This window comes from Streptomyces radiopugnans, assembly GCF_900110735.1.
Lineage (GTDB): Bacteria > Actinomycetota > Actinomycetes > Streptomycetales > Streptomycetaceae > Streptomyces > Streptomyces radiopugnans.
Map to the genome: position 1 here is coordinate 318,087 of NZ_FOET01000003.1, position 13,395 is coordinate 331,481.

13 protein-coding genes and 1 tRNA gene are annotated in these 13,395 nt (G+C 73.5%); 2 read left to right on the forward strand and 12 right to left on the reverse strand.

The window, feature by feature from the left end:
- Positions 1 to 101: 101 nt before the first annotated feature.
- The 7 genes from BMY40_RS08880 to BMY40_RS08910 all read right to left on the reverse strand — a co-directional run bounded on the left by BMY40_RS08880 (position 102) and on the right by BMY40_RS08910 (position 4,484).
- A complete protein-coding gene (locus BMY40_RS08880) occupies positions 102 to 953 on the reverse strand; it encodes an RNA polymerase sigma factor SigF (protein WP_093657309.1) in 852 nt (283 codons plus the stop codon).
- A gap of 202 nt (positions 954 to 1,155) precedes the next feature.
- Complete coding sequence (locus tag BMY40_RS08885) at positions 1,156 to 1,974, reverse strand: RNA polymerase sigma factor SigF (protein WP_093657311.1); 819 nt, start codon at positions 1,972 to 1,974, stop codon at positions 1,156 to 1,158.
- Between the two features lie 192 nt (positions 1,975 to 2,166).
- Positions 2,167 to 2,361, reverse strand: coding sequence for a hypothetical protein (locus BMY40_RS08890; RefSeq protein ID WP_093657313.1), 195 nt, complete (start codon positions 2,359 to 2,361; stop codon positions 2,167 to 2,169).
- A gap of 183 nt (positions 2,362 to 2,544) precedes the next feature.
- A tRNA-Ser gene (locus BMY40_RS08895) sits at positions 2,545 to 2,631 on the reverse strand.
- Positions 2,632 to 2,641: 10 nt separating this feature from the next.
- Complete coding sequence (tadA, locus tag BMY40_RS08900) at positions 2,642 to 3,163, reverse strand: tRNA adenosine(34) deaminase TadA (protein WP_093657808.1); 522 nt, start codon at positions 3,161 to 3,163, stop codon at positions 2,642 to 2,644.
- A 298-nt stretch (positions 3,164 to 3,461) separates the two neighbouring features.
- Positions 3,462 to 4,034, reverse strand: a complete 573-nt coding sequence (locus BMY40_RS08905) for a tRNA adenosine deaminase-associated protein (protein ID WP_093657315.1) — start codon at positions 4,032 to 4,034, stop codon at positions 3,462 to 3,464.
- 129 nt (positions 4,035 to 4,163) lie between these two features.
- On the reverse strand, positions 4,164 to 4,484 hold the full coding sequence (locus tag BMY40_RS08910) for a hypothetical protein (protein ID WP_093657317.1): 321 nt from the start codon (positions 4,482 to 4,484) through the stop codon (positions 4,164 to 4,166).
- Between the two features lie 95 nt (positions 4,485 to 4,579).
- On the opposite strand from BMY40_RS08910, the gene upp reads away from it, so the two are divergent.
- Complete coding sequence (gene upp / locus BMY40_RS08915; protein ID WP_093657319.1) at positions 4,580 to 5,215, forward strand: uracil phosphoribosyltransferase; 636 nt, start codon at positions 4,580 to 4,582, stop codon at positions 5,213 to 5,215.
- Positions 5,216 to 5,257: 42 nt separating this feature from the next.
- Here the strand turns inward: upp and BMY40_RS08920 are convergent, their stop codons facing one another.
- The 4 genes from BMY40_RS08920 to BMY40_RS08935 all read right to left on the reverse strand — a co-directional run bounded on the left by BMY40_RS08920 (position 5,258) and on the right by BMY40_RS08935 (position 9,788).
- Positions 5,258 to 6,022, reverse strand: a complete 765-nt coding sequence (locus BMY40_RS08920) for a LytR C-terminal domain-containing protein (RefSeq protein WP_093657321.1) — start codon at positions 6,020 to 6,022, stop codon at positions 5,258 to 5,260.
- 107 nt (positions 6,023 to 6,129) lie between these two features.
- Positions 6,130 to 6,426: a type II toxin-antitoxin system VapB family antitoxin gene (locus BMY40_RS08925; RefSeq protein WP_031508611.1), complete on the reverse strand. Its 297-nt coding sequence runs from the start codon at positions 6,424 to 6,426 to the stop codon at positions 6,130 to 6,132.
- Between the two features lie 222 nt (positions 6,427 to 6,648).
- Positions 6,649 to 8,220: a M28 family metallopeptidase gene (locus tag BMY40_RS08930; RefSeq protein WP_245769958.1), complete on the reverse strand. Its 1,572-nt coding sequence runs from the start codon at positions 8,218 to 8,220 to the stop codon at positions 6,649 to 6,651.
- A gap of 308 nt (positions 8,221 to 8,528) precedes the next feature.
- A complete protein-coding gene (locus BMY40_RS08935; RefSeq protein ID WP_093657323.1) occupies positions 8,529 to 9,788 on the reverse strand; it encodes an FAD-binding protein in 1,260 nt (419 codons plus the stop codon).
- Positions 9,789 to 9,989: 201 nt separating this feature from the next.
- Between BMY40_RS08935 and BMY40_RS08940 the strand changes: the two genes are divergently transcribed.
- On the forward strand, positions 9,990 to 10,826 hold the full coding sequence (locus BMY40_RS08940; protein ID WP_093657325.1) for a patatin-like phospholipase family protein: 837 nt from the start codon (positions 9,990 to 9,992) through the stop codon (positions 10,824 to 10,826).
- 34 nt (positions 10,827 to 10,860) lie between these two features.
- On the opposite strand, the gene BMY40_RS08945 is transcribed toward BMY40_RS08940, so the two are convergent.
- Positions 10,861 to 13,236, reverse strand: coding sequence for a rhamnogalacturonan lyase (locus tag BMY40_RS08945; RefSeq protein WP_093657327.1), 2,376 nt, complete (start codon positions 13,234 to 13,236; stop codon positions 10,861 to 10,863).
- Between the last annotated feature and the right edge of the window lie 159 nt (positions 13,237 to 13,395).

Consider the following 13,395-nt stretch of genomic DNA (forward strand, 5'->3'; position numbering starts at 1 on the left):
GGCGGCTGCCCGCGTCTTCGTGTCGCGTCTTCGTGTCGCGTCTTCGTGTCGCGTCTTCGTGCAGCGCCTTCGCGCCGGTCCGCCCCGCGCGGGGCGGACCGTCACTCCTCCGAGATCAGGCCCTCTCTGAGCTGCGCGAGCGTGCGGGTCAGCAGACGCGAGACGTGCATCTGGGAGATGCCGACCCGCTCACCGATCTGCGACTGCGTCATGTTCCCGAAGAAGCGCAGCATGATGATCTGCCGCTCGCGCGGCGGGAGCTTGGCGAGCAGCGGCTTGAGAGACTCGCGGTACTCCACGCCCTCCAGCGCGCTGTCCTCGTAGCCCAGCCGGTCCGCGAGGGAGCCCTCGCCGCCCTCCTCCTCCGGGGCGGGGGAGTCCAGGGAGCTGGCCGTGTAGGCGTTGCCCACGGCCAGCCCGTCCACCACGTCCTCCTCGGACACCCCGAGGGCGGCGGCCAGTTCGGCCACCGTCGGGGAGCGGTCGAGCTTCTGCGACAGTTCGTCGCCGGCCTTGGTGAGCGCCAGGCGCAGTTCCTGCAGGCGCCGGGGGACGCGCACCGACCAGGAGGTGTCCCGGAAGAATCGCTTGATCTCGCCGACGACCGTCGGCATCGCGAACGTCGGGAACTCCACGCCCCGTTCGCAGTCGAAGCGGTCGATGGCCTTGATCAGGCCGATGGTGCCGACCTGGACGATGTCCTCCATCGGCTCGTTGCGGCTGCGGAAGCGGGCCGCCGCGTACCGCACGAGCGGGAGGTTCAACTCGATGAGGGTGTCTCGGACGTAGACGCGTTCCGGGCTGTCGGCGTCGAGCGCGGCGAGCCGCTGGAACAGGGAGCGGGAGAGGGTCCGGGTGTCGATGGCGTCGCAGTCTGAGGGAACGTACGGTGCGTCGTCGGCCTTGGTGTCGGGCTCGGCGAGCACCTTCGAGCTGCCCAGTTCTACGGACATGCCACCCCCTTGAGGTCGCGGACGGATCGCGGCGGCACCCTCGGGTGTGAGGGAGGCACCTCCCGGTCAATACCGGCGGCGCCGTCGCGGCAAACGCACTTCTCGCAGAATGTCACAAGTCAGCAACACGACGTAGCCCCTTGTCGATAAAACTGCACAGCTCGGGATGGTGATGCGCCCGTACGGGTGTCACCCGCAGGGGTTACGCGTCGATGGAGTTTGCGGCACGGAGCCGGGCGAAGCTCCGCGACAGCAGCCGGGACACGTGCATCTGCGACACACCCAGCTCCGCGCTGATCTGCGACTGCGTCAGGTTCCGGTAGTACCGCAGCAGCAGGATCCGCTGCTCCCGCTCGGGGAGCTGGACGAGCAGGTGCCGCACCAGATCGCGGTGCTCCACGCCGTCCAGGGCCGGGTCCTCGTAGCCGAGCCGGTCGATCAGCCCGGGCATGCCGTCGTCGCGCTCCTGGGCGGCCTCCAGGGAGGTGGCGCGGTAGGCGCGCCCGGCCTCCAGGCAGGCCAGCACGTCCTCCTCGGCGATCCGCAGCCGCTCGGCGATCTCGGCGGTGGTGGGGGAGCGGCCGTGCAGCACGGTCAGGTCCTCCGTCGCGCTGCTGACCTGCACCCACATCTCGTGCAGCCGGCGCGGCACGTGCACGGTGCGGACGTTGTCGCGGAAGTAGCGCCGGATCTCGCCGACGATCGTCGGCATGGCGAAGGTGGGGAACTGCACCCCCCGCCCGGGGTCGAAGCGGTCGATGGCGTTGATCAGGCCGATGGTGCCGACCTGGACGATGTCCTCCATCGGCTCGTTGCGGCTGCGGAAGCGGGCGGCGACGTAGCGGACGAGTGGGAGGTTGGCCTCGATGAGGGCCCCGCGCACCCGGTCGTGCTCGGAGGAGCCGGGCTCCAGGCCGGAGAGCCGCTCGAAGAGCACCTGGGTCAGGGCGCGGGTCTCCGCGCTCCGACGGCTGGGGGCTGTCCCCGTCGGGATCCGGGGAAGGGTCTGCGTGGCCGCCACCGTTCGTCCAACCCCTTTACGGTTGTCTCATCCGGCAAAAGCGGTCATAGCATCACAAGGTATATGCACTGTGGGCAAGCACCGCATAACTTCGTGTTGTTGCGGTGCGCGCACGGCGGACGGCCGTCCGGGGGGCGCCTCCGGAATGACGGGGGCGGGGCTCGTACGGGTGAACTCGTACGAGCGGCCCGTTCAGTTCACCAGTTCGGTCATGAAGGTCCCGACGCCCTTCGCGGCGCTGGAGATGCCCTCGAAGCCGATGCCGACGAGTTCGGCGGAGCGGTCGGGGGAGGTGATGATCGAGTACAGGATGAAGACGAGGAGTATGTAGAGCACGACCTTCTTCACGTCCACGGCGCTTGCCTCTCCCCGAACATCCCCGAACATCCCGGGTGCCCCCGAACACAGGACCGCCCAAGCGGTTGCGAGAGTCTAACCGGCTGCGACCGGCGCTCCCAGGGGTTGCGCGGGCCGCCCGCCGTACGGCGGGCGGGAGCGGAGAGGGAGCAGGGCGGGCGGGGGCGGAACACGGCGAAGGGCCCCCTCGGGGAGGGGGCCCTTCGACTGCCGCGGTAGCGGTGGGATTTGAACCCACGGTGGAGTTGCCCCCACACTCGCTTTCGAGGCGAGCTCCTTCGGCCGCTCGGACACGCTACCGGGAGGAAGCCTAGCCCATGGTCGGGCGTGCGCCGAAATCGGTTCCGGGGGAAGTGCCGTTCCGGCCCTCCGCGGCCCCCCGCGGCGTACGGGACGGCGTACGGGAGGAGGCGCGGAAGAAGTCGGTGAGCAGCGCCCCGCACTCCCGCGCCAGCACCCCGGAGACCACCTCGGGCCGGTGGTTGAGCCGGCGGTCGCGCACGACGTCCCACAGGGAACCCGCCGCGCCCGCCTTCTCGTCCACCGCTCCGTAGACGACCCTCTCCAGCCGGGACAGCACGATCGCGCCCGCGCACATCGTGCACGGCTCCAGCGTCACCACCAGGGTGCAGCCCGACAGCCGCCACTCGCCGACCGCCCGGGCGGCCTCGCGGATCGCCACGACCTCCGCGTGCGCGGTGGGGTCGCCGGTCGCCTCGCGCTCGTTGCGGCCCAGTCCCAGGACCGCGCCGTCCGGGCCCAGGACGACCGCGCCGACGGGCACGTCGCCGGTCCCGGGAGCCCGTGCGGCCTCGGCCAGGGCACGGCGCATGGCCGCCCGCCACGGGTCGCGCAGCGGGTCGGCCGTCCCGTCGGGGAGGTCCTGGAGGGTCGGGGAGTCCTGGAGGCTCTGGGAGTTCTGGGGGTTCTGGAGGGCGGGGGAGCCCTGGGATTCGGAGGAGTCCGGGGAGGGGGCCCGCGGGTCCGGCGGAACGCTCATGCGCCCAGTGTCCCCGCCCGCCCCGGCCCCGCGTACGGCGGGCGGGCACGGCGACGGGGCCCCGCGGGACGCGCGGGGCCGAGGGGGCGTGCGAGACGTACGGGGACGGAGGGCCCGGTGAGGGCCCCGGCTACCTGACGGCCTCCAGCATGTCCGTGCAGCCGAGCGCGTCGGCGATCTCGGTCAGCGCGTCCTCGGAGGTCAGCGAGAGCAGCGCCGTGCCGTCCACGCCGAAGTCGGCCAGCAGCTCGACGTCGCCGACCGGTCCCGCCGGGGCGCCGGCCCGCGCCGCCGTGTCCTCGTCGTCGTCCCTGCCGTCCCCGGCAGCCCCGTCCTCGTCGTCCTCCCCGCCGCTCGGCGGCTCGCCGTCCTCCGTGCCGTCGAGGTCCACGAGGAGGTCGAGGTCCTCCTCGCCGCCCGGCTCGCGGCCGAGGAGTTCGTCGGTGAGCAGGATCTCCCCGTAGGAGCTGCGCGCGGCCGCGGCCGCGTCCGAGACGAAGATGCGGGGATCCTCCTCGCCCTCCACCCGGACGACGCCGAACCAGGCGCCCTCCTGTTCGATGCAGACCAGGACCGGCTCATCGTCCTCGGCGGCCTCCCGGGCCAGGTCGGCGAGATCGGCCAGGGTCTCGACCTCGTCGAGTTCCGTGTCGCTCGCTTCCCACCCGTCTTCGGTGCGCGCGAGCAGTGCGGCGAAGTACACCGTGACTCTCCCACTGGTTTCAGGTGCCCGAGTGCTGACGGGACCGCGCCCCGCCCAATCGGAATCGTGGCAGAAACCGGCGCTCCGCGAGAGGTCTTCGACCGTGCGTCGCGTGGGTGTTGCGCCGGACTACCAGCGGAATGTCCTCATTCGCATCGCCTGGCGCATGCGTGCGGTGCGGGCGCGGCGCGGCTGCACCCGTTCGCGCAGGGCCTTGGCCTCGTTCAGTTCGCGCAGGAAGACCGCCCGGCGGCGGCGCCGCTCCGCGTCGCTGTTCGGGGCCACCGGGGTCGCGGGGCTCCCGGTGGCCCGGGCGCCCGTGAGGCGCTCCCCGGACGCCCGGCGGTCCCGCTGGTCCGGGCCCCGCTGGTTCTGGCTCCGCTGGTCCTCGCGTATGAGCGCCCGACGGTCGTCGGGCGTGTCGTCGTGCTGCTGCCTCGGTCCGGTCATACGGCCCACCTCCGGTCGTACCTGTTCACTGTCCCCCGAAAAGGCGCCTGTACGCCAGTGCGAGCGGGAAAAGGGCCTCGGCTACTGTCGATGGCATGCGGATTCACGTCGTCGACCACCCGCTGGTGGCGCACAAACTCACCACGCTGCGCGACGAGCGCACCGACTCCCCGACCTTCCGGCGCCTCGCCGACGAGCTGGTGACCCTGCTCGCCTACGAGGCCACCCGGGACGTGCGCATCGAGCCGGTCGACATCAGGACCCCGGTGACGGCCACCACGGGCGTGCGGCTGTCCCACCCGCGCCCCCTGGTGGTGCCGATCCTGCGGGCCGGGCTGGGAATGCTCGACGGGATGGTGCGGCTGCTGCCGACCGCCGAGGTGGGTTTCCTGGGCATGATCCGCGACGAGCGCACCCTCCAGGCGTCCACGTACGCCACCCGGATGCCCGACGACCTCTCCGGTCGCCAGGTGTACGTCCTGGACCCGATGCTGGCCACCGGCGGCACGCTGGTCGCGGCGATCCGGGAGCTGATCCGGCGTGGCGCCGACGACGTCACGGCGCTCTGCCTGCTGGCGGCGCCCGAGGGTGTGGAGCTGATGGAGCGCGAGCTGGCGGGCACGCCGGTGACGGTGGTGACCGCCTCGGTCGACGAGCGGCTCAACGAGGACGGCTACATCGTCCCGGGCCTGGGCGACGCGGGCGACCGCATGTACGGAACGGCCGGCTGACCCGGCCGCCGCGCCGCCCGCAGCGCCCGCCCACCGGGGCGCCTACCGGCAGCCCGAGGGAGAGGGCGAGGGGGAGGGGGAGGCGAGGGCCGCCATGGCCTTGCGCACCTCCTTCTCCTCCGCCAGGGCCTTGAACGCCTTGCCGATCACCAGGTCGATCTCGGTCTTCCCGGCGCCCTTGCCCGGGTCCTTCTTCCCGCTTCCGGCGTCCCGGCCCCTCCCGGCGTCTTCGGCGGCCCCGCGCTCGACCGCTCTGACCTCCGCCCCGGGCAACTGGGCGAGCAGGACGTCGAACGCGCCGTTCCCGTACGCGGCGGGCGGGCCCATCAGCAGTCCGGTCTCCTTCACCTTCTTGTCGAGGGAGGCCGGGGCGTTGGCCACCTCGCCGATGGTGAAGCCGCGCTTCTCCAGTGCGTCCGCCGTCTTCCTGGCCAGGCCGCTGCGGGTGGTGGCGTTGTAGACGTTGACGGTGACGGCGGACGGCTTCGGCAGGGCGCTCGGTGCGGCGCCGGAGCCGTCCGCGGAGCGCGCCGCGACGCCGGTCCCGCCGTCCTTCCCGCTCCCGCCGGTCCCCTCGCCGGAGGGCTCGCAGCCGCGGCCGCCGGCCGCCGCCCGCACCTTCGTGCCGCCGCCCGTGAAGGCGTCGAGGAGCTGCACCGTCCCCCAGGAGAGCACACCGAGGGCGGCGGTCGCCGCGACCGAGGCGGCGACGATCCTGCGGCGCCTGCGCGGGCGCCGCATCCGCGGGTAGCTGTCACCCGTGATGCGGTACTTGCCGCCCATGCCGGGGGGAGTGAGCATGCTCATGGGCGCAGCGTAGTGCGGAGACGGCGTAATGCCTACTAAACGATCAATGCGCTCACCGCAGTCGGCCCCGAAAGGGCCAACGCGCCCGCACGGCGCGGCCCGGGGCGTCAGTCGAGCTCGAGCACCCGGGCGTGCAGCACCTGCCGCTGCTGGAGGGCCGCGCGTACGGCGCGGTGGAGGCCGTCCTCCAGATAGAGGTCCCCGTTCCACTTCACGACGTGCGCGAACAGATCGCCGTAGAAGGTGGAGTCCTCGGCGAGCAGGGTCTCCAGGTCGAGCTGGCCCTTGGTGGTGACGAGCTGGTCAAGACGCACCGGGCGTGGGGCGACATCCGCCCACTGGCGGGTGCTCTCCCGGCCGTGGTCGGGGTACGGCCGCCCGTTTCCGATTCGCTTGAAGATCACACGGAAAGCCTACCGGCCCGGCGGCGCGGGGCGCAGCCTTCCGCCGGAGGGTCGGGGCGTGTTCCGGCGCCACGCGCCGCCGGGCGCCGGTCCGCGCGCCGCCGGGGCACACGGCGCGGAAAGGCGCCGCGGGCGCCGGGGCATGTGCCCCGGCGCCCGCGGTGGGGTGCCGTTACGGCCGTACGTCCGTGGGACGTACGCGGGGTTCCCGGCGGGAGCCCGTCAGGAGGCCAGCTCGTGGTCGTGGTCGTGCAGACCGCCACCGCTGCCCGCGGTGCCCTTGGTGGGCTCGAAGGGCACGTCCTCCGTCAGGGGGGAGGTGTCCCAGGCGTAGTTGCCCACGGCGTTCGCGATCACGTCGACGTTGACGCCGAGCGCCTTCTCGCTGACGTTGCCCATGTCGTCGCACGCCTGGTGGTAGCACTTGTCGTACGCGATACCGGCCTCGCCGCCCCACAGAGCGGCCTCCTCCTCGCTCTTGAGGCCCTCGGCGCCGGTGAAGGTGCCGCCGGAGGGGATGCCGGCCTCGATGAACGGGCCGTAGTCGGAACGGCCGGTGAAGTCGGTGCCGCGCGGCTCCTGGCCCTGCGAGCGCATGAAGGTGTTGATCGCGTGCTCGATCTGCGCCGAGCCCTCGGGGCCCGGGCCGGCGCCGACGCCGTCGGAGTCGTCGCCGTCGTAGACGAACAGGCCGTAGTTCGGCGAGGCGATCATGTCGAAGTTGAGGTAGAGGGCGATCTTCTCGCGCTCGGCCTCGGGCAGGCTGGTCACGTAGTGCTCGGAGCCCTGCAGGCCCACCTCCTCGGCGGACCACAGCGCGAAGCGCACCTTGTTGGCGTGCTTGCCCTTGCGGTCGGCCTTGGCGAGTTCGAGGGCGGCCTCCAGGATGCCGGCGGAGCCGGAGGCGTTGTCGTTGATGCCCGGTCCGTCGGCGACGGAGTCCAGGTGGGCGCCGAACATCACCACGTTGTCCTCGTCGCCGCCGCGGGTCTCGGCGATGACGTTGGGCGTGGAGCGGGTCTCGTGGAACTCGCGGATCTCCATGCCGACGGTGACGGTGCCCCGGGCCGCCTCGGCCGCCAGCGCCTCGCCGGCCTCCTGGGTGATGCCGCCGGTGGGGATGCGGCCGGCGGAGGCGTCGCCGAGGGTGCCGTTGAGGTCCCCCTCGGTGTTGTTGTAGATGATCGCGCCGACCGCGCCGGCGTCGGCGGCGTTCGCCTGCTTGTCGGCGAAGGTGCAGCCGCCGCGCTTGATCAGGGCGATCTTGCCGGTGAAGTCGCCGGAGGCGAAGTCGTCGGCGGTGCAGCCGGTGGTGCCGTCGGCGTCCACGGGCACGGTCGCGAGAGCGGCCTCGATGCCGCCCTCGGGGGTGCTCGCGGTGTACGTCATCAGCTTGATGGGGACGTCGCGCTGAGTGGGGCTCAGGACCGACAGCTTCTCCGCGAGCGTCTCGCGGTAGACGAAGTCGAAGTTCTGGTAGGTGACCTCGTAGCCGGCGAGCTTGAGCAGGGTGCCGGCGTACTTCGCCGACCAGTCGTAGCCGGCGGAGCCGGCGGCGCGGTTGTCGTCCTTGGCGTCGGCGATCGCCTGGAACGCCCGCAGGTGCCTCATGGCGCCGTCGGCATCGGCCTTCTTGACCAGCTGCCTCGCCAGCTTCTCACCCTGCTTGCCGGGATCGGGCTTGGCGACGGCGGAGGTGGCGGAGGCGGCGAGCAGCAGGGGGGTGGCGAGGGACGCGGCGGCGGTGGCCGCGATGATTCTGCGCTTCCTGCCTCTGCGGAGAGGTGCGTGCACGGGAGGATCCTTCCGGTGCGGACAGCTGGGACGGGCTGTTCGACGTGGGGGATTACGTGTCCGGGTTACGGACGCGGTGGAAGGGAAGGTAGCGACTGGGCAGCGCTGAGGGAATGTTCCCGGCGCAACTGGCCCGTTTTGGGGGAAGTGATCCGCCCGCACGCCGGGGGCAAACCCGTCCGATCCCGGGAATGCGGGACACCGGCCTCGCGCCGCCCGCCGCCGCTCCCTCCTCCGGCCCGCGGCCGTCGCCGTCCTCCGCCGGCGGCCGGCCGTCCGCTGACCGGCCGTCGACTGCCTGCCGCCGGCTACCGGTTGCGCGGGAAGTAACGGTCGATCAGCGCGTTGCGGAACACACCCTCCGGGTCGAGGCGTTCCAGCAGCGCCCGGAAGTCCTCCCAGCGCGCGTACGAGTCGCCCAGCGCCTCCGCCTCCGTGGACGACAGCTTCCCCCAGTGGGGGCGCGCGTCGAAGGGCGCGAGCGCCTCCTCGACGCGGAGCAGCACGGGGGCGACGGCGGCGGCGTCGGACGTCCAGGTGAAGTGGAGGGCGACGCTGTCGCGGCCGTGGGCGGGACTGAGCCAGTGCGGATCGGCGGCCACGGTGCGTATCTCGGAGACCTGCAGCACGGGGGCGAGCAGCGGCCCGAGTTCCCGCAGTGCCGCGAAGGCCTCGCCCGCGCGGCCGGCGGGCACGAAGTACTCCGACTGGAGCTCGTCCCCGGCGCTGGGCATGAAGCCGGAGCGGAAGTGCGGCAGCCGCTCGTCCCACGGCCCGGGCACGCCCTGCTGCTCGGTGGCGTTCTCCGTCGGCATCCCCTCGATCGGGTGACGGGGGCCGTCGGCGGGCCGGGCGCCGGTCCAGGCGAGGTCGGGCAGCGGATCACCGGTGCGGCGCTTGGCCCACACCCGCGCCGGGCCGGCCCAGTCGGTGAAGACGCTGACGCTGTACGCGGCGCCGAACACCTCTTCCGGGTGCTCCGTCAGCACCGCCCAGGGCAGTCCCTCGTGGACGTACTGCTCCACCTCGAACGCCGGGCACGCCTCCACGGTGAGAGCGGTGACCGCGCCCAGGGCGCCGAGCGAGACCACGGCCCCCTCGAAGTCCTCGTCGCCGCGCGAGACGGTGACCTGCGAGCCGTCCGCCGTGACCAGCTCCACCGACCGTACGGCGGCGGCCAGCGTGCCACCGGTGCGCCCCGAGCCGTGGGTGCCGGTGGCGTACGCCCCGGCGAGGGTGAAGTGCGGGGTGGACGGCAGGTTCGGCAGGGCGAGCCCGTGCCGCCGCAGCACCGGGCACAGCTCGCCGAACCGGACCGCGCCGGCGACCCGGACGGTGCCGGATGCCGGATCCGCCTCGATCGCGCGGGGCAGATCGTCGAGGGTGATCAGATCGCCGGTGGTGTCGGCGATCCGGTTGAACGAGTGGCCCGAGCCCAGCACCCGTACGCGGTCGGACGCCGCGACGATCTCCCGGAGCCGGTCCGGTGTCGCCGGGCGGTGCAGGGTCCGGGCGGCGAACTCGACGTTCCCGGCCCAGTTGGTCGGCTTGGTCGGCGTCGCGGCCATGGGGTCTCCAGCCTCGTGGAATCGATCGGCCGTGCGAGCGTATGCCACCGGTGCGACGGCCGGTGCGACGGCCGGTGCGGGGGCGGGGAGCGGCGGGGGACGCGGTGGGGAGGCGGCGGCTTCCGGCAGGCGGCGGTGGGTAGGCGGGAACGGCCGACGAGGAGGGCGACGCGAGGGCGGGAGAGGGAGGAGGCCGGCACCGTGGCGGAGAGAGCGCTCGTACTGGGCAGCGGTGGACACGCGGGCGGGGCGTGGCAGGTGGGGGTGCTGGCCGGGCTGGCCGCCGCCGGTGTGGACCTCGCCCGCGCCGACACGGTGATCGGCACCTCGGCGGGGGCCGTGGTCGGCGCCCGGCTGGCGGCCGGAGAGCATCCGGAAGAGCTCCACCGGCGGCAGTCGGAGGCGGAGGCGGCGGGCCCGGAGGCGCGGATCACCCCCGGCGCGGCACTGGGGTTCCTGCGGGCGCAGCTCGGCCGGCGCACCCCGGAGGCGGTGGCGCGGCGGCTGGGACGGATGGCGCTGGGGGCGCGCACGGCTTCCGGCGAGGGGGTGCTGGAGGCGATGGCCGCCCTGCTGCCGGTGCGGGAGTGGCCGGAGGCGCTGCGCGTGACCGCCGTGGACGCGCACACCGGGGCGCTGGAGGCCTTCCACTCCGGCAGCGGCGCCGACCTGCTCCGGGCGGTCGCCGCGAGCTGCGCGATGCCGGGGCTGTGGCCGCCGGTCGCCCTGCGCGGGCGGTGGTGGATCGACGGCGGCGTGCGGTCGACGACCAACGCCGACCTGGCGCTCGGCCACCGGCGGGTGGTGGTGCTCGCCCCGCTGCCCAGGGCGTTCGGGCCGGGGCCGAGAGCCGAGCGGCTCGCCGCCCGGCTGCGGGCCGAGGGGGCGGAGGTCGCACTGCTCGTTCCGGACGCCGCCGCCCGCCGGGCGTTCGGCCGCAACCCCCTGGACGCCTCCCGGCGGGCGGCCTGCGCACGTGCGGGACGTGCGCAGGCCGCCGCCCACGCGCGGGCCGTGGCTGGTGTCTGGCACGGCTGAGCGACCGGGGGCCTGCCGGCGGCCGGGCGCTCCGCTACCGGCGGCCGGGCACGCGCGCGCCGGACACGGGCACCCGCGACCAGTCGGTGCCCGACCCCAGGTGGAAGGACGGGTACGCGGGCTGGTTGTACGTCGTCTGCTGCCGCGCCACCTCGACCCGGTACTGCGGGTCGTGCATCAGCGTGTACAGCTTGCGGTCGGTCACCTCGGTGCTGGTGTAGAGCCGTATCGCCGAGCTGTCGGCGGTGCGCACCAGCAGCTCCTCGCGCCAGTCGCCGAGGACGTCGGCCACCAGCGAGGGGTTGCCCTTGGTGCCGTTGTTGGTGCGGGTCCCCTCGGCGGTCAGCAGCGTGCCGCGCCGCCAGTCCCTGATCACCGGGGTGTTCTCGCCGGCGCCCTCCACGATCTGCGTGGTCGTGTCGGCCGCCCAGCGGATGCTCATGTTGGTGCCCGGAGTGGCGTCGCCGAGCCGCCGCCCGTCCGCGCTCCACAGGCCGACGCCGCCTGAGCCCCAGGTCTCCAGGCCCGGCCGCGCCGGGTCGACGTCGCCGACCATGCCGCGGCCGGTGTCCACGCCGGTGTAGCCGCCGTACAGCACCTCGCCGGTGGCGGCGTCGCGCAGCGCGTGGCCGTAGGGGGCCCAGCGCCCGCCCTCGTGGACGGTGTGGATCTCCAGGCCGGGCCGGTCCGGGTCGATGTCGGCGACGTGCATGGCGTCGCCGTGGCCGAGCCGCACGCTCTGCCCCGGCACGGCGCTCCCGGGCGGGGCCTCGGCGAAGGAGCTGTAGAGCAGGGAGCCGTCGTCGTCGAGGGTGGCCGCGCCGTAGACGATCTCCTGGCGGCCGTCGCCGTCCACGTCCGCCGCGCTCAGGGAGTGGAAGCCCTGGGTGGTGAGGGTGCCGTACTCGGGGTCGGTGCCGTCCACGCCGTGCGGGGAGTCGTCGAAGGGGTTGGACATGGGTGTCCAGCCGCTGTCGGCGAGCCATTGGCGCTTCAGTCGCTTCCCGTCCCAGCGGTAGGCGGCCAGGGTGGCGCGCGTGTAGTACCCGCGGGCGAAGACGGCCGAGGGGTGCTCGCCGTCGAGGTAGGCCACGCCCGCCAGGAAGCGGTCGACGCGGTTGCCCGGCTCGATGCGGCTCATGGCGTAGTCGCCCCACATCAGGCCGTCGTCGTGCCGCCCGGGCTCGTAGCGGACGGTCTGGAGCTCGCGGCCGGTGGCGCCGTCGAACACCGTCAGGTACTCGGGGCCGGTGAGGACGAAGCCCTCGAAGGTGCGCAGGTCGTTGCGGGCGCTGCGGGAGGGGGCGTAGACGTCGATGAAGTGGTCGGCCAGGTCCTCGGCGGCGGCGCGGGAGAGCGGGTAGTCGTGGCGCCGCTCGATGCCGAAGGCCGCCTCCAGGGTGGCGGGCCACCGCCCGGCGGTCACCTCGGGGTGCTCGTGCCAGCCGAGGAACGTCTCCACGACGTGCTCGCGGTAGTCCGCGGCGCTCATCCGGTGGTCGTCGCGGTGGGAGTGGCCGGCGCGGACGTCCTCGCGCGGCATGGTGACGTACCGCTCGGAGACGACGCGGCCGTGCCGGTCGTAGCGGATGCTCCTCGTGCCGGGCGCGGTCTTGACCATCATCTCCGCGCGCCCGTCGCCGTCGAAGTCGTAGACGGGGAACTGGGTGTAGTGGGCGCCCGCGCGGATGTTGACGCCCAGGTCGAGGCGGTGCAGCAGGGTGCCGTCGAAGCGGTAGGTGTCGATGTAGACGTTACCGGTGTAGCCCTTCTGGGAGACGTCCTTGGAGTTGGACGGGTCCCACTTGACGACGTACTCGTAGCTCCCGTCGCCGTCCACGTCGCCGACGCTCATGTCGTTGGCGGAGTAGGTGTACCTCTCCCCGGCGGGGGTGACGCCGCCGGGTGGCCTGCGCAGCGGCAGTTCGGCGTACGACTCCGACCAGGGGGCGACCGCCCGGCCGCGCCCGCCGTCCTTCACCTCGCGGCCGCCGACGACGGGGACGACGCGGTACTCGGAGTCGGGCGGGGCGCCGCGGTCGAGGAAGTTGGTGCTGTCGGTGACGGTCGCGACGGGCTCGCCGTCCCGGTAGACGCGGAAGTCCGGGCCGGCCATGCCGGTGGCGGTGGAGCCGGTGGTCTCGGTGCCGAGCAGCCGCCAGCTGAGGAAGACGCCCTCGCCGGTGGCGACGGCGACGAGGCCGCGGTCGAGCTTCTCGAGCTGGACCGACCGCCCCTCGCCGCGCCCGCCGCCGTGCCCCCCGCCGGAGAGGGTGTCCGCCTGGGCCGCCTGGGCCGCGGGGGCGCCGGTGGCGAGCAGCACGCCGGCCAGCAGCGCGGACGTCCGCCGCCGCGGCCCGGATGCCGGGTGCCCCTGTGGGGGCCGGGGTTGCCGAAGGGATCGTCTCATCGCGCGGTCCTTCCCGCCCTCGGCCTGACCCGGGAGGATCGGGAGGGCCGTGTGGATACGTTGCCGTGCGCCTTTGATACGTTTCAATTGATTCGTTTCAAGGAGCGGGCGCGACGGTATGGGCCCGGAGAGGGACCGTCAAGACCCCGCGCCGGGACT